Consider the following 16,868-nt stretch of genomic DNA (forward strand, 5'->3'; position numbering starts at 1 on the left):
ATGATTTGAAGAAATAAGATATAGTAATATGGAAGAAATACGCGAAAAAGTGCGTGGATTCTTAACTGAATTTACGAGTCCTGGTGAGAAGGATGTAGAGAGGTTTGTGAGCAATATAGCTGCAGAAAACCCCTCTCTTGAAATCGGGCTTTTCAGGAAGAATTTGATCAAGCTCGTAAAGCAGGCAAGAGAAATTACAGCTTATAAAAAAGGGCTTTCTTTTTTAGAAAAGGACTCGCCTTATTATAATGAACTTGAAACTGCTTTAAAAAAAGCTAAAGAAGGGCAGCTGAATCTGGAAGATATTTCCGAAGAATTAAAAACGGTAAAAAGAATCCTGAAATCGGTTAAAAAAGCAGAAGGCGCAGAGAAACTAAAAACTATAGAGAAAATAGAGGATTCTCCAAGACTCGAAGAGACGATTGAAAAAGAGGAAGAAAAAAGGCCAGAGAAGCCAAGAAAGGATGAAAAAACCGTAAAAAAGAGGGGAAAAAGAAAAGAAGAAAGAACAGAGAAAGGTGAACTTGAGGGGATGGAAGGGCTGGTGCAGCACCTCGATGCGGATACGACTCGTGAAATAATAAAGGAGGGGATGACACCTGAAAAACATGCCAGATTCGAACAACTTCAAGAAAAATTATTATCAGATGTCGAAACCGGCATGAAAAAGCTTAAAGAGGCTCCCCCCGAAACACCGGTGACTTTGTTTGGGAGGATAAAAACTTTTTTCACAAAAGAAGCTGAAGAAATAGAGGGATACAACCAGGCATTGCACGGTCCGCTAGTCACCTTTGAAGGCATGAAAGGGTATAATGAAGTTGAGCGCTACTGGGTAAATGAACCTTATGCTTTTGTGGTAATGCTCTTTAATCTTGAAAAAAACTCCTATCTGTATTATGTGGCAGAGCCAAAACTTTCAGATTTCGAGGATTTATTCCTGAAAGAAATTAAAGACAGACTAAAAGATGTCCTTCTTTTTGAAGATATAAAGAGCGATGAAGATAAGGAAAAAATTCTAACATCTAAAGTCAGACGCCTGGTAAAGGATTATGCTATTGATATAAACCCGGTGACCCTTGAAAAAATATTATACTATACACGGAGAGATTTCATCAAATTCGGCAAGATCGACCCGCTTATGCATGACAACAATATTGAAGATATTTCTTCCAACGGCTACGACATCCCGATATATCTTTACCATAAGAAATACACCAACATGCCCACAAACGTTTATTATACCGAGAACGAGCTTGATTCGTATGTAATAAGGCTTGCCCAACGCTGCGGAAAGCATATCTCGATAGCTGAGCCAATGGTTGACGCCACCATGCCCGATGGTTCGCGTATCCAGATGACGCTCGGCACTCAAGTGACAACCCACGGTGCAACGTTTACCATTCGAAAGTTCAGCGAAGTCCCGATAACGCCAGTTGACCTGATTAACTGGAGTACGTTCTCGGCAGAGGAAATGGCATATCTCTGGCTCTGCATTGAAAACAATAAGAGTTTGATTTTCTCTGGTGGCACAGCTTCAGGAAAAACTTCCTCGCTCAATGCAGTTTCCATTTTCATTCCATGGCAGGCAAAAATAATCTCACTTGAAGACACCCGTGAACTGAAACTTCCACATCCCAACTGGATTCCAGGAGTAACCAGGGACTCCTTCACTGCTGACGGAAAGGGAACCATCGATATGTACGATCTCTTAAGAGCCGCGCTGCGCCAGAGGCCAGAATACCTGCTGGTGGGCGAGGTCAGGGGTAAAGAAGCACTCACACTATTCCAGGCGATGAGCACAGGTCACACCACGTTCTCAACCATGCATGCCGATTCGGTTTCGAGCGCTATACACCGTCTTGAGAATCCTCCCATCAGCGTTCCAAGGAGCATGATTCAAGCCCTTAATATTATGAGCATTCAGGCGCAGACCTATGTAAACGGAAAAAGAGCACGCCGCAACATGAAACTCGTTGAGATTACCGATATAGACCCCACAACCAGGAACATAAGGACTAATGATATATTTGCATGGGACGCTTTAACAGATAAATTCCACAGGGTTGGGGAGTCAAAAGCCTTGAATGATATAGTGATCAGGAGAGGCTGGAATATTACGGATTTGAAAAAAGAATTATCTAACAGGCAAAAAATACTCGAGTTCATGGTTAATAATAAAATAACAGATTTTAACGCGATTTCTACCATTGTCCATGATTATCAGGTAGCTCCTGACAAGGTTCTCAAAAATTTGAACATCTCAGGATGAGAGCGATGGCGAGTAAAATCGAATTATTTTTTCAGAAATTAAAGATATTGCCATTTGTCCTGCTCGGCGACAGGATGAGAGCGAGGAAGGAAGAGTTCCGAGACCTGCGGACGGCATTGAGACAGGCGCGTATCCCCATATCCTATGAAATGTATATATCAAATGCTGTGTTTTACTCGGTGCTCGCGGGTCTTGTGGGGGCAGCCCTGGGTTTGATAACAGCTTATATTGTGGTAAGTATGCTTCCGGCACAAATCACCCGTCTCACATTCACTCCATCGACTGTATGGCTGCTCCAGTATAGAGAAATATCAGTTTCTATTTTTATCGTGGTATTTCTTGCCCTGCTGTTTGGCGGTATTACTTACATGCTCTTTCTTGTCTACCCAGCTTTCACCGCAGGAGAGAGAAAAGGCTCAATTGATAAAAACCTGCCCTATGCCGTTACCTTCATGTATGCATTAAGCCGGGGCGGAATGAATGTTATTGAGATATTACGCTCCATGAGCAAATGCACCGACACGTATGGCGAAGTAGCCAAGGAAGTGGATGTTGTGGTGCGTGACATGGATTTTTTCGGGAACGACCTCCGAACCGCGCTTCACAGTATATGCGAGGTTACACCGTCTGAGAATTTCAGGGACCTTATGTACAATCTTCTTACGGTGATAGACAGCGGCGGAAATATTTCCACCTATTTTCGGGATAAATCCGAGCAATACCTCAACAGAGCCAAGATCGAGCAGAAAGGATTCCTTGAAACACTGGGATTGATAGCAGAGTCATACGTGACAGCCTTTGTGGCAGGTCCCCTGTTTATTATAATTCTTGGGGTGATGATGTCGGTAATGGGTTCAGGCAGTCAGATAATGATATATGCTATAATATATGCTGTGATACCAATCGGTTCAATGATGTTTGTAGTAATGGTGAGTATAATAACCCCCGGTTCCACGGACGAGGCGCCGCTTCTGCCAACTCATAATTACGTTGGTGAAATAGTTGTTCCTGAAACAGACGAAAAGACTATATTTTTTAAATTTATCAAATCGAGAAACTCTCTAAAAATAAGACAGATGCTCCGCGACCCATTAAAGCCCATGAAAGAAAAGCCGGAGTATTCTTTGGTAGTAAGCGGACCTATTGCTCTTATCTTCCTTGTAATTTCAATTTTTAGTGCGATGAAAGCACCGGACTTTATAGACTTCATAGATGATAGAATAGTTTTTACAGTCTTTATCCTGATCATCCCCCTGATGTTTTTTCACGAATACAAGAAAAGAAGGGAAGACAAATTACAATCTCAGATGCCCGATTTCTTGAAAAAACTTGCCAGTACCAATGAGACTGGAATGACACTTCGAGATTCTCTCAAATTGATAACGCGCACAGATATCGGTTTGGGCAAGGATATTAAGAAAATATGGAATGATATTGAGTGGGGACTTGCAATTAATGAAGCACTTGTGCGCTTCGCAAACAGGATAAGGACACATATCGTGGCTCGTTCTATTACTTTATTGACAAAAGCCAACGAATCCAGTGGCGATATGAGCGAAGTGCTGAATGTCGCGGCAAGGGATGTCGCTGCAGAGCAGGAATTAAAAAACGAACGCAGGGTTAATATGTTTATTTACGTTGTAATTATTTACATATCGTTCCTCGTATTCATTGGTATCATTTACATAATCTCTACAACATTCCTTGCGGAGATGGTAAAGGCGGGAGAAAAAGTTTCAAGCAGCAGCGGTGCAGGGGGTGCGGTTCCCCTCAGTCTAAGTCGGGAAAAATTGAATGTGTATAACCGCATATTCTTCCACGGCGCCCTGATACAGGGTTTTTCCTCTGGATTGATTGCAGGAGTAATGGGAGAAGGCAGCGCTCTCTCAGGCTTAAAGCATTCTGTGATAATGGTAACTATTGGCTATCTCTTATTTACGCTGTTTGTGCTTTAACACGGGAAGGAATAAGTCTTCATAGTTCCCTCTATTTATCATGAGGCGCTGCATTGGAATTTAGACTTGTTTCTGGTTTTGAACCCAAGGGAGACCAGATAAAAGCGATTGAAATCCTTATTTTCGGCATAGAACAGGGTATGAAGCACCAGACCCTGCTCGGCGTGACGGGTTCGGGAAAAACATTCACGGTTGCGAATGTTATAAACAAGGTGCAAAGACCCACGCTCGTGATTTCACACAACAAGACCCTTGCAGCACAGTTATACTCCGAGTTCAAGGCATTTTTTCCTGAAAATGCAGTGGAATATTTTGTGAGCTATTATGATTACTACCAGCCTGAAGCGTATATTCCGCAGACAGATACGTATATCGAAAAAGATGCATCGATAAACCAGGAAATCAACAGGATGCGCCTTTCCGCCACACGCTCACTCTTTGAGCGGCGGGACGTGATTGTTGTGGCAAGTGTGTCCTGCATCTACGGCATCGGTTCGCCTCAGGAATGGCAGGAGATGTCCATTTTGCTTAAGAAGGGAGAAGAGATTGAGCGGCGGGTTTTACTTTCAAGCCTTGTGGATATGCAGTATGAGCGCAATGACCTTGATTTCAGCACCGGAAAATTCCGGGCGCGGGGAGATACAATCGAGGTATTCCCGTCGTATGCTTCAAACGGTGTCAGGATAGAACTTTTTGGCGATGAAATCGATAGAATTTCCGAATTTGACACCCTGACAGGAAAAACATTGAGGGAGAGCGATGCTGTGGTTATATACCCGGCAAAACATTTCGTGATGCCTCAGGAAAAGATAGAGGCTGCTATCGAGTCGATCGAAGCCGAACTCAGGGACAGGCTCCATGAGTTAAAATCCATGGGGAAAATTCTTGAAGCCGCCCGCCTTGAGCAGCGAACGAAGTTCGATATCGAGATGATGCATGAAATCGGTTACTGCCAGGGGATAGAGAACTACAGCCGCCACATGGATGGGCGCAGAGCCGGCGAGCCGCCTTACACATTACTCGATTATTTCCCGAAAGACTTTCTTATCGTTATCGATGAATCGCATGTCACGCTGCCGCAGCTGCGAGGAATGCACGCCGGCGACCGCGCAAGGAAAGGTTCGCTTGTGGATTATGGTTTCAGGATGCCTTCAGCTTATGATAACCGCCCGCTGACTTTCGATGAGTTCAGTTCCAGGGTGAACCAGGTGCTGTATGTTTCTGCCACGCCTGCCGAATATGAAATAGAGCAGAGCGCACAGGTTGTTGAGCAGATCATCCGCCCCACAGGGCTTGTGGATCCCGAGATTGTGGTAAAACCAGTACAGGGGCAGATAGATGACCTGATGGCTGAAATCCATGCGAAGACCGCAAAAAAACACAGGGTGCTTGTCACCACGCTTACAAAAAGGATGGCAGAAGACCTGACAGAATATCTCATCGGCGCAGGAATCAAGGCAAGGTACATGCATTCAGAGATTGAGACGCTTGAGCGCATTGAGATTATCAGGGGGCTGCGCCTCGGCGAGTTCGATGTGCTTGTGGGAATTAACCTCCTGCGTGAGGGGCTTGATTTACCAGAGGTTGCACTGGTTGCGATACTCGATGCAGACAAGGAAGGCTTCCTGCGCTCCGACCGCTCACTGTTGCAGACCATAGGCAGGACATCGAGGAATATCGAAGGCAGGGTTGTGATGTATGCAGAAAGGATTACGGGTTCGATGCAGAGGGCGATGGATGAGACAAACCGCAGGCGAGCGATGCAGGTAAAGTACAACGAGGAGCATGATATCACCCCGCAGACCATCAGGAAGGCGGTGGAACCGAGGGCGATAACCGAGGAAGCTGCGCTGCCAAAAGAGGAGATGTTCAATTATATTGTTGAGCTTGAGGCTGAAATGCACAGGGCTGCGAAGAACCTTGAATTCGAGAAGGCTGCGAAGATAAGGGACAGGATTGCGAAATTGAGGAAAGATATCTGAGACTTCAGTATCAGCAATCACTTGACGTATTCCACGTTCGGAACATCTTCAAATGCAATATCGCCTGTGAGGAATCGTATTTTCATTCTATTGGCGATTGTGTATCCAAGTGCATCGACATAGCTCAGCGCCTTCTTCTTTTTCTTCATTTTTAACCTGAACTTCATGGCGCCTTTAATGTCCTTATCAGTGAACTCTATTGAATAGCCGATAGTTTCATCGTAGTATTTCTCAGCAGTCGCTTCTCCATAATCCCTCAGCAGGTGATAATATATCTCCATAAGATTCAGGCGGGTAGTAACAACCTCTGAATCAAGGTATTTCAAATAATTCTCATTTCCAAAAAATATTTCAAACAGTGCATAGGTGTCGAAGAAATAGATCATTCTTCCCAGCCTGTCCTTATCTCTTCCTTGAGCTTCTGTGCGGTTATCTTTCTGCTTAGTGTTCCAAATAATCGTTTAAGAGGTTCATTCTTTTTTTTGATTTCAATCTCAATTATCTCGTTTTCAACTATCTCTTTGTTTCTTATGATATCTACTGGCAGTGTAATTCCAAGGCTATTTCCCCATTTTTTTATTTTGACATAAACCATAGTTTTAAGTTATACAATTAGTTATACTTATATCTATTGCAGGGAATCAACCGAAAACTCATAATTATCATAAAGGCAACGGTTATATATTATAATGATTAATATTTAATTTGGTGCAGGGATACATGCTCTAATGGGAGGAAAACATGCAAATCAAACCCGTTTCAGGATGTGCTATCGGCAAAGGGTTATTTGCCTCTTTTGCCGGTTATGAGCGAGCCGACATACTGCCTTTGCGTCTCGTGACCGAGTGCATGCTGAAACTAACAAAAGATTGCAATATAGATATCTGCCCGAGATTCAGAACAGGGATTATGGGTTCACACAGGATATCATGGCAGAATGAAGGCGCAAGAATTTGACATCTTTCGAATAAAGGATGAATTTTTCACTGCCACCTAACTCAGTTTTTTATCACGTATCCTGGATACATAACCGAAAGGGCAATGATATTTTTTTATATAATCATGCCATTTCTGAAAGCGCTGGAATAATATGGAACTATTTAAAACGAAACAAGGTATCCATAAATCAAAAGGCGGACTGATCAGGTCATTCGTAACAGTGGAAGATGGCGTTATCAAGGACATAACTCTCTCAGGTGATTTCTTTCTGTTTCCTGAGGAGGCGTTCTTCAAGATTCTCGAACAATTAAAAGGAACGTCGGCAAACCGTGAGGAAATACAGAAAAATATAGAAAAGATATACAAAAAAGAGCACATCCAGTCCCCAGGAACCTTGCCTTCCGATTTCACAGAATCCATAATGAAAGCGCTGGAGAACTAATATGGAAGAGTGGCGCTTCATCGACTTCGGACTTGTGGACATACGCGATATGATGGCAATGGACGAAGCTATATTGAAAGGGGATGAAGGCAATACCTTCTTTTTCTGGACACCCAAAAAATCCATAATCCTGGGGTTTTTCCAGAAGGCAGGCGTGGAATTGAACCTTGCCAACTGCAGAGATTATACAATTACAAGAAGAATAAGCGGGGGCGGGATAGCGTTCTCGGATGACATGGGAAGACAGATCAATTACGGCGTTGTGGGAACAATCGACAACGACTTATTTCCGCTTGATATAATCGAATCGTATGAACAGATATGCGGCGTCATAATAGATGCGCTTCTTCATTATGGTCTGAATGCAGCGTTTCGCCCCATCAACGATGTCGTGGTGGACAACAAGAAAATCTCAGGCAATGCCCAGACAAGGTGGGAAGGGAAACTGCTCCAGAACGGCACCTTGCTCCTTGATTTTGATATAGAGGAGATGCTCAGGATATCGAATATACCAAAGGAAAAATTCCTTGATAAAAAAATAGCATCCATCAGGGAAGGGCTTACCTGGCTTGACCGCGAACTTGGGGAAAGGCGCGATATGGAAGAGATCAAATCCATAATAAAAAGAAAATTCGAAGAGCGTTTCCATGTCAGATTAAAAACCGGAATCCCAAGCGAAAGAGAAAAGACACTTGCCGACAGACTTTTGCCAAAGTATTACTCGTATGAGTGGGTATATAGATGAGCTATGATGCGATTGTGGTGGGAGCGGGACCTGCAGGGTCTGTTACCGCAAAAACTGTAGCTGCAGCAGGCTTTAGCGTGCTGGTGCTTGAAAAAAACACCACGTGCAGGTCGCCGTGCGCCGGATACATCAGCCGCACCATCAATCTTGAGCTGCCCGAAAACTGCATCATCCAATCAAAAATAACAACAATGCGCACCTATTTTCCTGATTTATCGTTCCATGATTTCCAGCTTGATGGGTTCGTGGTGGATAGACCTTCGTTTGACACGGCTCTTGTAATGAAAGCGAAAGAATCGGGTGCAGAATTCAAATGGGATTCGCCTCTTTCGAACCTGATTCCAGGAGGTGTTGAATTCCGGGGCGGAAAGGCTTCTGGAAAGGTAATAGTTGGAGCAGATGGGGTTTTTTCAAAAACAGCGACGCTTCTGGGGATGGAGAGACAAAAAGTTGCGGTGTGCGCCCAGTATCACGTAAAAGGCATCAGACTTTTATCAGAAACAGGTGAGATTTTTTTTGATAACAATTACGCACCGGGAGGATATGTATGGGTATACCCGACAGGGGAAGATTCTGCGAAAATAGGTCTGGGTCTCACGAAAGGAAACCCGCGTGAATATCTGGATGCTTTTATTGGAGACCGAATCGCAGACCGGTTTGCCGGTCGGAAAAAAGAATACATCACCGGTGCCCTTCCTGTCGCAGGACTCCGGGAAAAACTCGTTTTTAACAATGTTCTTCTTGCCGGAGATAGTGCAGGAATGGCTGACCCGATAACTGGCGCAGGTATCAACAATGCTGTACTTTCCGGCGAGATAGCTGGAAGAACAATAATAGAAGCACTTGAAAATGATGACGTGGCAGTGCTTTTGAATTACGAAACCAGAATTAGAAGGCTGCTTGGAAAGCCGCTTGCAAGAGCGCTTGAAAAAAGAAAGAGGCTGGATGCCTGTGTTAATAATGAGTTATTACAGGAGCATCTGCCTGAATTTTGGGTTACTTTTAAGCAGTACTGGGCATGAGGACAGCATTGATACTGCCATCCTGCCCGGGTCTATTTGTCACGCGGGCGCTGCCGATCTCTGTTTTTATGATAGAGCCTTTTGTCACAATGTTTCGCCTGACATAGTGTATATTAGCCGGGTTGCCCGTCACTGTCTCTATCTTGACCCTCTTAGATTTCTTTGTTCTTGGGTCTGTCACTATAGCAGTACTGTCTCTTAAGAGCCTGACTTTTTCCCGACCGCCCAGGGTTTTAACTGTTTTCCTTATAGTTTCACCAAGATGTGTATTTGCGGGTTCTCCGCCAATTTCAAATTTTCTTTTTCCTCTCGCCCGTATTATTCTCCCGCCTGTGTATTTGCGCGTTGGTTTGCCTTGCCATCTCATAATAATCCTCTTTAATTTTCCTGTTATTTTTAAATTATAAACATCATTAAATCCGGTTTGCCTCTTATTTGGTTGGGAGATTATATACCTTTAGGTTTCTTTAACCCTGACAATCAACACAGCCCCGTCCTTTCCTGTTATGACCACTTTAGTTCCCGGCTCGATCATCTCCTCTGACCTTGCCTTCCAGTATTCTCCCTGGTACCTCACAAAACCTGTTGCTTCGGGAGTTATAACATCGATTGTCTCTGCAACGTCCCCCGCAATTTCTCCAATCACAGGTTTTTTCCTTCGTATCTGCATCATCTTGTAGATCGCAAAGGCAAGAAACCCGCCAAAGACAATAGCAGGCGCAAGCAGGCTTATCAGCATGGTTGTCTGGAATTCGATTGAATACATACCTGGATAACCCAATGGCACAAGCAGTATACTTCCCACAACAACGCATACTATTCCTGCTATGCCTATGAGTCCGAATGTCGAGATGTGCAGTTCGAATAATAACAGTGCCATCCCAAGAGCAATCAGGAACAGCGCTGCTATATTCACCGAGAAACCAAGCCCAATCAGCCCGAGGCTTATGGAAATAACGCCGAATATCTCTGCGCCGAAGCCCGGACTTGTAAGCCCGAATACGAGTGAATAGATGCCGACGAGTAAAAGAAGAGCCGCTAGAATCGGGTTTGAAAGGATATTCATGATTGAGAGGCGAATCGAGGGCGAATAATAGCTAAAGGCAGCCCCTGATGTGGCAAGCACCCTCCCCTTTACCTTCATCCCATCCACCTTTGTCAGCAGTTCTTCGATGCTGGGCGAAACAACCTCTATTACAGTCGCATTTTTTGCCTGTTCAGCATCCAGGTTCAGGTTTTTCGTGATAAATTCACCCGCTGCGCTCACATTCCTTCCATGCTGCCTTGCCTTTTCTTCCGCAAGTGCAACAACCGCATTTACAATCTTTTCTTCCGTGACAGGCGTCAAGCCTTGCGAAGTTACTTCCACTGGCTGTGCCGAGCCGATTATCGTATTCGGCGCCATGGCTGCAATATCTGTTCCGAGAAGTATTATCGTTCCGGCAGACCATGCAGTGGCGCCTTTTGGATACACGTAGCCTATTACAGGCACAGGCGAGGCATCGATGGCATCAAGGATTTTTTTAGTTTCATCAAGCCCGCCGCCCGGTGTATTCAGGGTGATTACGAGTGCCTGGGCGTGCTCAAGCCTGGCAGTTTCAAGCGCTTCGTTCACAATACTGACGCTGGCAGAAGTTATGGTATCCTTAAGTTCTACCACCACAACCTGTGCGCTCGCGGTCTGTACGAAAAAGGAAAAAATTAATAAAGCAGCAGCCAGAAGCTTCATTTATTTTCAGCCTTCGTTCCACCCTTTGCGAAAGCGCCTGTCAAACCCGCGATATTACTGATGTCGCTTCCCGGCGCGCCGGTCGTGACAACGATCATGTTCTTTTCTCTTGCAATCTCTGCAAGCGTCTGGAGTTCTCGCAGCTTCATGGCGATGGGCACCTTCTGGTACAACTCGGCAGCTTCCATCATCTTCTGGCTTGCCTGGAATTCTCCCTCTGCAAGTATGATCCTTGAGCGGCGCTCCCTCTCAGCTTCTGCCTGCTTCGCTATGGCGCGCATCATGGATTCAGGCAGGCTCACATCCCGTATCGTGACTGCTGTGATCTTTATACCCCACGGCTCCGTTGCCACATCAAGGACAGCCTGGAGTTTCTTGTTCAGATCTTCCCGCTTTGCGAGCAGGTCATCCAGTTCTATCTGTCCCAGGATATCCCGCAGCGTGGTCTGCCCAAGCATGCTTGTGGCTATCCTGTAGTTCTCCACCTTTGTGATCGCATTCGTGGGTTCTACGACCCGGTAGTATATGACGGCATCAACGTCAACGCTCACGTTATCCCGTGTGATTATGGTCTGTTTTGGCACATCGATTGTGATTATCCGAAGATCCACCTTCACGGGGCTGTCCATGATTGGGATTATCAGGAATATCCCTGGCCCTTTTGCCCCGAATAATCTGCCCATCCTGAAGATGACAACGCGCTCGTATTCTCGGACAACCTTGATGGACTGTGCGAGTATTATTACTATTAATATCACGACGATTACTGTTGCTATTATGTCTACCATATATCCTGCACCCATTTTTTATATGACGCAATTGCATAAATAGTTTGGTAATGTTTACCAGGTCTTTACGGAATCATGAACTTCACGCCCGCAATAACAAGCACTACTGCGAGCAGACAAAACAGGGTTGCATTAGCAAGCCTGCGGCTGCCGAGGCTTGAGCCGATTAAGCCGCCAAATACTGCGGCAAATGACAGCATGTAGATGGCATCTGGTAAAAATTTCACACTTGCGAGATGTCCGGCGATGCCTGCTATGGAGTTTACAAGAATAAATGCAGCCGAAACCCCGGCGGTTTGCTTTGTTCCAGCCCAGCCCATCAGCAGAATTAAAGGGCTTAAGAAAATACCTCCGCCCACACCTACTGCTCCAGACAATAATCCAATGCTGGCGCCGAAAAGGACGGCAGCAAGAACCGGTACTGGTTTTGTTTTATCCGCAATTGCAGATTCCCTGTATCGAAAAAAACGATAGGCAGCGAAGAGGAGGATAAGACCAACGACCTGTTTATAGAAATAACCCGGAAGAGATATCGCGCCTCCTATAAACGCAAACGGGATGGAACCCGCAGCAAACGGCCAGAAGATATTCCACGAAAAAAAACCTGCACGTAAGAACTGAACTGCGGCAATCAATGCTACAAGAATGTTCAAAACAAGAGCCGTTGGCTTCATTACATCAGGTGCGAGACCGAACAGCGCCATTGCTGCCAGATATCCGGATGCTCCGGCATGTCCTACCGAGGAATAAAGCAGTCCTGCGGCAAAGATCAGGATAGAGAGAAGTATGATGTCGTCCATGTTGCTTATCAGGGATAACCAAATTCTTTTTCAATATTATCCAGCAGCAAATACAGCAGTTTACGTATTTCCTGCACATTGCTGATATGCGATACGATTTCATCGGGCTTCTGTATGTATTTCCCATCCACGATCTCATCGCTGCAGTTCTGGAACATGAGAGCAATGCTTTGCGCCGAATAATCAAGATGGAACTGCAATCCTGTCACTCTTCCGTTGTTATACTCGAAGGCTTGATTTGCACACCCTTCGCTTTCTGCTATTTTTTTGGCACCTGGCGGCGTATTGAATATATCACCGTGCCAGTGGAAAGCCATGAATTTCCTGGGAAATGTACTGAAAATCAAGGAACTTCCTGCATCTTTAGTTAATGTCACAGGAAACCATCCGATTTCCCTGTAGTTATTCCTGCTGACTTTGCCGTCGAGAACATCGGCAATGAGCTGGGCTCCGAGGCATACTCCCAGAACGAGTTTTTTGCGCGCGATTGCATCAGCTATGAATTTTTTCTCCTGCACAAGCCAGGGATATTTATCTTCTTCGTAGATGTTCATTGAGCCGCCCATGATGATAAGCCAGTCGAAGTCATCGATATCTGGGAGTTCTTCGTTATTGAAGAGCAATGTTCTGGATATAGTGTGACCTTTATTATTTGCCCATACTTCGATATTCGCCAGACCTTCAAAGGGTTCATGCTGCAAGGAATGGATTCTCATCGTTTTTCTCCAGTGCGATATTATGGTGCTCTATCTTAAACCTGTACGTATGCAGTATATCCTCAGCCCTTATAATTCCCACTTTTTCTCCATTCTCTACCACCGCTAAATGCGAAACATTATGGCGCCTGAACAGCTCCAGAGCATCAGTAATCCATTTATTGGATTCGATAGTTAGCTCAGGAGAGTGCATGATTTCATCCACTGAAATATCCCCTTTTCCACTTGAGGCGCTGTAAGCAATATCCACCACAGAAACAATGCCGGCAAGCTTGTTATTTCTGCTCACCAGCACGCTTCCGATGGTGTTTTTCTTCATTAGCTTCGTTATTTCAATGAGTGTTGTCCCGGTGGGAACCACCACCGGGTTTTTCAGGAGGATGTGGCTTATTTTGGACATTTGTACTCCTTTCATTCATTCACCGCAAAGACGCGGAGGGCGCAAAGAATAGGAGCAACAACCTTTGCGCTCTTAGCGCCTCTGCGGTGTTTCATCTCCCCAACCTGTCACCTTGCTTTTGGTTCGCACAAGATATTCTTCTTCGGGCATCCCCGCGCACATGCACCGCAGCCGATGCAGTTCTCAGGATGCGCCACTGTCATGACCTTTGCACCGCACAGGTCATCAGCATTGGGATGATCGATGTACTCGAAAACCCCGCGCCCGCATATCTTGAAGCATTTTCCGCAGCAGCCGCAGTCGTTGATATTGCTTCTCACAACAAAAGTGGGAGTCCATGTTCCGCCAGAAGCTGTTATTCCTGTTACGTATTCCATATTTTCACCTCACTGATGCAGTTTGTTGGGGTCGTACTTGTGCCCCAGTATGGCGTTCGTCATCTGGTCAAGCAGGTAGATTGAGCCGTTGTAGCCCATGATGGAATAGCGATACACGCCCACGCGGTCGTACACGGGGAACCCGAAGCGCACTAAAGGAACGCCCTCATCATCCGCTATGTCCTTTCCCTTGGAGTTGCCAAGTATCAGCTCAGCGCCGTGGGTTTTTACAACCTCGTGGAATTCATACAGGTCAGTGCCTTCAAGAATCTGCGTATCGGCCTTATATTCGCCGTTCACCGCTTTGATGTCCGGGGCAAAGTCCTTATGCTTCGTTGCGGTCATCGCTACTGTGGGGTTCATCCCGGCTTCTGCGCAGAACCTAACGATAGCAGACACAAGATCAGGATCGCCGAATATCGCAACCTTTCTGCCAAACATGTAGTGATGCACGTCCACCATGCTGTCTATCAGGCGCCCGCGTTCGATCACAATTTCATTCGGGATTGGCGCTTTACTCAAACGGCTTATATTCTGCACGAACCTGTCCGTGTTTGCAACGCCGATTGGCGCAGGGTCAAGCACTGCGGGGACGTTGAACTTGTTTTTAAGATATACGGCAGCAGAGCCTGCTGTCCTGCATATCGCTATGGTACCAAGCGAGTTCGCCGAGTCTGCGATGTCGGCAATCTTTGTTCCGCCATCAGGGAGCATTGGTTTATGTCCGCCTGGCAATATGGGAGTATCAAGGGTTTCGGAGATATCTGACAGGAAGATGCTTTGCACATTCATTAAGCGCAGCATGTTCTTTAACTCCCTGATATCGCCGGGATTGATTATGCCCGTGATAATGTTTACCTTATTGTTAGGTTCACCCTTTACTGCCAGTGTTTCCACAAGCGTCCTGAGGGCATTGTCATATCCTGTGAGATGCGTGCCAACATAGCTTGGCGTGGACGCGGGGAATATCTTCATCGTATCATCAGCCAGCGCCTTCTTTGCGATCAATTTCACATCATCGCCTATCGTCTCGCTCATGCACGTGGTACAGATACCAATGGCAACCGGGTTCAGCCTGGACTTGATGTTCTTTATGGCTTCTGTCAGGTTCTTGGCTCCACCATAAACAGCGGCATCTTCAGCCAACGAGGAGACAGCAACCTCAGCAGATTCCCTGAAATGCCGGGCGATATTGTAGCGTGGGTAGGTGCTGCATCCCTGAGAGCCGTGCACCAGCGGGACGCAGCCGTGCACTCCCATGTAGGCGAGTATTGCACCCATGGGCTGACACATCTTGGGAGGATTGATAGTAACGCTTCGTGCCATTTAGCTCACCTCCAGGGGCTTGTTTATGAACTTCCATACAGGGCTGTTGACCGCAACGTCGATGTCCCTTGCAAAGTTCACGAATCCCTCAAATCCCGCATACGGTCCTTCTTCGTAGGAATGACCGTTGATAAAGGGTATGCCGAGCTTGTATGTCAGGTATTTCTCCTTCAAGCCCCCGATAAAGAAATCGGGCCTGAGCTTGACCAGGTATTCCTCGATCTCAAGGGCATTCGGGTTATCAATGCAGATATGTCCTGGCTTTGCCTTTGACATGATCTTCTCGTAATCGTCCTTGTGCCCGAAGGTAGTTGCTGTAAGGATGGTCTCGATGCCCAGTTCCCTCATCGGCTCAATCCAGTGCCATGCACGAGGCGCACCCTGGTATATGAAGCACTTCTTGCCTTCAAGCCTCTTTCTGTAATAATCGATATTCTTCTGATATTTTGCAAGCTCCTCTGCTATCACCTTATCCGCGTTTTCTTCAAGGTGGAAGAATTTCCCGACATCGCGAAGGGCTTCTGCCGTTTGCTTCATGCCGAACAGGGATACGTTGATGTATGGAATGTTGTACTTGTCCTGTATCATTTTGGCGATATAGGTGGACGACCTTTGGCACTGCACTATATTCAATTTCGCACGATGCATTGGCGGCAGATCAGCATACGAGGCATTCCCTGTAAACACGGAAAGGACTCTAACACCCATTCTTTCAAACAGCGGCTTGACTATCCAGGCATCGCCGTCGATGTTGAATTCCCCGATTATGCACATGTCGTAAGGCGTGGTGGTCTCGGGCTCCTTTGTTCCAACCACTTTCTCAAACAGCGTTCGGTTGGCGATGTGGTGTCCAAGGGACTGGCTCACGCCCCTGAAGCCCTCGCAATGGAAAGGCACAACGGGTATTCCGATCTTTTCCTGGGCCTGCTTGCATATAGCTTCGGTATCGTCGCCTATGAGTCCGACCACGCATGTGGAATACACAAAAACTGCCTTGGCTTCGGGAAACAGTTCATGCGCCTCTATAATGGATTTTAATAGCTTTTTTGCACCTCCGTATATCACGCTTTCTTCGGTCAGGTCTGTACTGAAGCAGTACTTCCTGTGCAGCTTTACATCTGAAAGGTTCCTGCGCGTGCCCCACGTATAATAAGCGCATCCTATCGGACCGTGCACCAGCTGAATTACATCCTTCACGGGACCTCCCACTACGCCCCTGCACCCCGCAAACGTGCAGCCGCGCTCGGTCATGTCACCCGGCACTGTCTGGATATTGCACATGGGCAATATGATGTTCCCGGGCTCATGGCAAACAATATGCGGTCGGCGCTGTGGTATGGGGATGTCGCATTCAGGTAAAATTGTTGTCATTTCTTTT

At 46.0% G+C, this 16,868-nt stretch carries 18 protein-coding genes; 7 read left to right on the top strand and 11 right to left on the bottom strand.

Translation table 11 applies throughout. The annotated features are described in order from the left end of the window. Positions 1-28 precede the first annotated feature (28 nt). Genes O8C68_13420 through uvrB form a run of 3 tightly spaced genes read left to right on the top strand, consistent with a single transcriptional unit; the run spans position 29 to position 6,206 of the window. Positions 29-2,269 carry a type II/IV secretion system ATPase subunit gene (locus O8C68_13420; protein ID MCZ7396791.1) on the top strand — a complete coding sequence of 747 codons (2,241 nt, stop codon included), beginning with the start codon at positions 29-31 and terminating at the stop codon, positions 2,267-2,269. A gap of 5 nt (positions 2,270-2,274) precedes the next feature. Then, a complete protein-coding gene (locus tag O8C68_13425) occupies positions 2,275-4,224 on the top strand; it encodes a type II secretion system F family protein (GenBank protein ID MCZ7396792.1) in 1,950 nt (649 codons plus the stop codon). A gap of 53 nt (positions 4,225-4,277) precedes the next feature. Beyond that, complete coding sequence (uvrB, locus tag O8C68_13430) at positions 4,278-6,206, top strand: excinuclease ABC subunit UvrB (protein ID MCZ7396793.1); 1,929 nt, start codon at positions 4,278-4,280, stop codon at positions 6,204-6,206. A gap of 17 nt (positions 6,207-6,223) precedes the next feature. Here the strand turns inward: uvrB and O8C68_13435 are convergent, their stop codons facing one another. Together O8C68_13435 and O8C68_13440 are read right to left on the bottom strand one after the other, a co-directional pair. After that, a complete protein-coding gene (locus O8C68_13435) occupies positions 6,224-6,592 on the bottom strand; it encodes a PIN domain-containing protein (GenBank protein ID MCZ7396794.1) in 369 nt (122 codons plus the stop codon). Then, on the bottom strand, positions 6,589-6,801 hold the full coding sequence (locus O8C68_13440; GenBank protein ID MCZ7396795.1) for a hypothetical protein: 213 nt from the start codon (positions 6,799-6,801) through the stop codon (positions 6,589-6,591). The genes O8C68_13435 and O8C68_13440 overlap by 4 nt, the downstream gene beginning before the upstream one ends. Before the next feature lie 146 nt (positions 6,802-6,947). Between O8C68_13440 and O8C68_13445 the strand changes: the two genes are divergently transcribed. From O8C68_13445 to O8C68_13460, 4 genes are all read left to right on the top strand, one after another. Next, positions 6,948-7,163: a hypothetical protein gene (locus O8C68_13445; protein MCZ7396796.1), complete on the top strand. Its 216-nt coding sequence runs from the start codon at positions 6,948-6,950 to the stop codon at positions 7,161-7,163. Between the two features lie 133 nt (positions 7,164-7,296). Then, positions 7,297-7,587, top strand: coding sequence for a hypothetical protein (locus O8C68_13450; GenBank protein MCZ7396797.1), 291 nt, complete (start codon positions 7,297-7,299; stop codon positions 7,585-7,587). Position 7,588: 1 nt separating this feature from the next. Next, positions 7,589-8,332 carry a biotin/lipoate A/B protein ligase family protein gene (locus O8C68_13455; GenBank protein ID MCZ7396798.1) on the top strand — a complete coding sequence of 248 codons (744 nt, stop codon included), beginning with the start codon at positions 7,589-7,591 and terminating at the stop codon, positions 8,330-8,332. Beyond that, positions 8,329-9,354, top strand: coding sequence for an NAD(P)/FAD-dependent oxidoreductase (locus tag O8C68_13460; protein MCZ7396799.1), 1,026 nt, complete (start codon positions 8,329-8,331; stop codon positions 9,352-9,354). Before O8C68_13455 ends, O8C68_13460 begins: the two co-directional genes overlap by 4 nt. Here O8C68_13460 and O8C68_13465 read toward each other — a convergent pair. The 9 genes from O8C68_13465 to O8C68_13505 form a co-directional block, all read right to left on the bottom strand. Continuing rightward, on the bottom strand, positions 9,335-9,721 hold the full coding sequence (locus O8C68_13465; protein MCZ7396800.1) for a 30S ribosomal protein S8e: 387 nt from the start codon (positions 9,719-9,721) through the stop codon (positions 9,335-9,337). The genes O8C68_13460 and O8C68_13465 overlap by 20 nt on opposite strands. 90 nt (positions 9,722-9,811) lie before the next feature. After that, positions 9,812-11,083, bottom strand: a complete 1,272-nt coding sequence (locus O8C68_13470; GenBank protein ID MCZ7396801.1) for a nodulation protein NfeD — start codon at positions 11,081-11,083, stop codon at positions 9,812-9,814. After that, complete coding sequence (locus tag O8C68_13475) at positions 11,080-11,871, bottom strand: slipin family protein (protein MCZ7396802.1); 792 nt, start codon at positions 11,869-11,871, stop codon at positions 11,080-11,082. Before O8C68_13475 ends, O8C68_13470 begins: the two co-directional genes overlap by 4 nt. A 65-nt stretch (positions 11,872-11,936) precedes the next feature. Beyond that, positions 11,937-12,671, bottom strand: coding sequence for a sulfite exporter TauE/SafE family protein (locus tag O8C68_13480; GenBank protein MCZ7396803.1), 735 nt, complete (start codon positions 12,669-12,671; stop codon positions 11,937-11,939). 8 nt (positions 12,672-12,679) lie between these two features. Then, entirely contained in the window at positions 12,680-13,387 is a 708-nt protein-coding gene (locus tag O8C68_13485; protein ID MCZ7396804.1) for a type 1 glutamine amidotransferase, read from the bottom strand. Then, the gene (locus O8C68_13490) at positions 13,362-13,787 is read right to left on the bottom strand and encodes a CBS domain-containing protein (GenBank protein ID MCZ7396805.1); all 426 of its coding nucleotides are present in this window, start codon (positions 13,785-13,787) and stop codon (positions 13,362-13,364) included. Before O8C68_13490 ends, O8C68_13485 begins: the two co-directional genes overlap by 26 nt. A gap of 107 nt (positions 13,788-13,894) precedes the next feature. After that, positions 13,895-14,164 carry a 4Fe-4S binding protein gene (locus tag O8C68_13495; GenBank protein MCZ7396806.1) on the bottom strand — a complete coding sequence of 90 codons (270 nt, stop codon included), beginning with the start codon at positions 14,162-14,164 and terminating at the stop codon, positions 13,895-13,897. A gap of 9 nt (positions 14,165-14,173) precedes the next feature. Beyond that, positions 14,174-15,490: a nitrogenase molybdenum-iron protein subunit beta gene (locus O8C68_13500; GenBank protein ID MCZ7396807.1), complete on the bottom strand. Its 1,317-nt coding sequence runs from the start codon at positions 15,488-15,490 to the stop codon at positions 14,174-14,176. Beyond that, entirely contained in the window at positions 15,491-16,861 is a 1,371-nt protein-coding gene (locus O8C68_13505; GenBank protein ID MCZ7396808.1) for a nitrogenase component I subunit alpha, read from the bottom strand. Positions 16,862-16,868: the final 7 nt, after the last annotated feature.

The organism is Candidatus Methanoperedens sp., from assembly GCA_027460525.1.
Taxonomy (GTDB): domain Archaea; phylum Halobacteriota; class Methanosarcinia; order Methanosarcinales; family Methanoperedenaceae; genus Methanoperedens.

Bases quoted from the DNA above. Each gene is read 5' to 3' on its own strand.
- O8C68_13420 (MCZ7396791.1), top strand. From the start codon at position 29: ATGGAAGAAATACGCGAAAAAGTGCGTGGATTCTTAACTGAATTTACG.
- O8C68_13425 (MCZ7396792.1), top strand. From the start codon at position 2,275: ATGGCGAGTAAAATCGAATTATTTTTTCAGAAATTAAAGATATTGCCA.
- O8C68_13435 (MCZ7396794.1), bottom strand. From the start codon at position 6,592: ATGATCTATTTCTTCGACACCTATGCACTGTTTGAAATATTTTTTGGA.
- O8C68_13440 (MCZ7396795.1), bottom strand. From the start codon at position 6,801: ATGGTTTATGTCAAAATAAAAAAATGGGGAAATAGCCTTGGAATTACA.
- O8C68_13445 (MCZ7396796.1), top strand. From the start codon at position 6,948: ATGCAAATCAAACCCGTTTCAGGATGTGCTATCGGCAAAGGGTTATTT.
- O8C68_13450 (MCZ7396797.1), top strand. From the start codon at position 7,297: ATGGAACTATTTAAAACGAAACAAGGTATCCATAAATCAAAAGGCGGA.
- O8C68_13455 (MCZ7396798.1), top strand. From the start codon at position 7,589: ATGGAAGAGTGGCGCTTCATCGACTTCGGACTTGTGGACATACGCGAT.
- O8C68_13460 (MCZ7396799.1), top strand. From the start codon at position 8,329: ATGAGCTATGATGCGATTGTGGTGGGAGCGGGACCTGCAGGGTCTGTT.
- O8C68_13465 (MCZ7396800.1), bottom strand. From the start codon at position 9,721: ATGAGATGGCAAGGCAAACCAACGCGCAAATACACAGGCGGGAGAATA.
- O8C68_13470 (MCZ7396801.1), bottom strand. From the start codon at position 11,083: ATGAAGCTTCTGGCTGCTGCTTTATTAATTTTTTCCTTTTTCGTACAG.
- O8C68_13475 (MCZ7396802.1), bottom strand. From the start codon at position 11,871: ATGGTAGACATAATAGCAACAGTAATCGTCGTGATATTAATAGTAATA.
- O8C68_13480 (MCZ7396803.1), bottom strand. From the start codon at position 12,671: ATGGACGACATCATACTTCTCTCTATCCTGATCTTTGCCGCAGGACTG.
- O8C68_13485 (MCZ7396804.1), bottom strand. From the start codon at position 13,387: ATGAGAATCCATTCCTTGCAGCATGAACCCTTTGAAGGTCTGGCGAAT.
- O8C68_13490 (MCZ7396805.1), bottom strand. From the start codon at position 13,787: ATGTCCAAAATAAGCCACATCCTCCTGAAAAACCCGGTGGTGGTTCCC.
- O8C68_13495 (MCZ7396806.1), bottom strand. From the start codon at position 14,164: ATGGAATACGTAACAGGAATAACAGCTTCTGGCGGAACATGGACTCCC.
- O8C68_13500 (MCZ7396807.1), bottom strand. From the start codon at position 15,490: ATGGCACGAAGCGTTACTATCAATCCTCCCAAGATGTGTCAGCCCATG.
- O8C68_13505 (MCZ7396808.1), bottom strand. From the start codon at position 16,861: ATGACAACAATTTTACCTGAATGCGACATCCCCATACCACAGCGCCGA.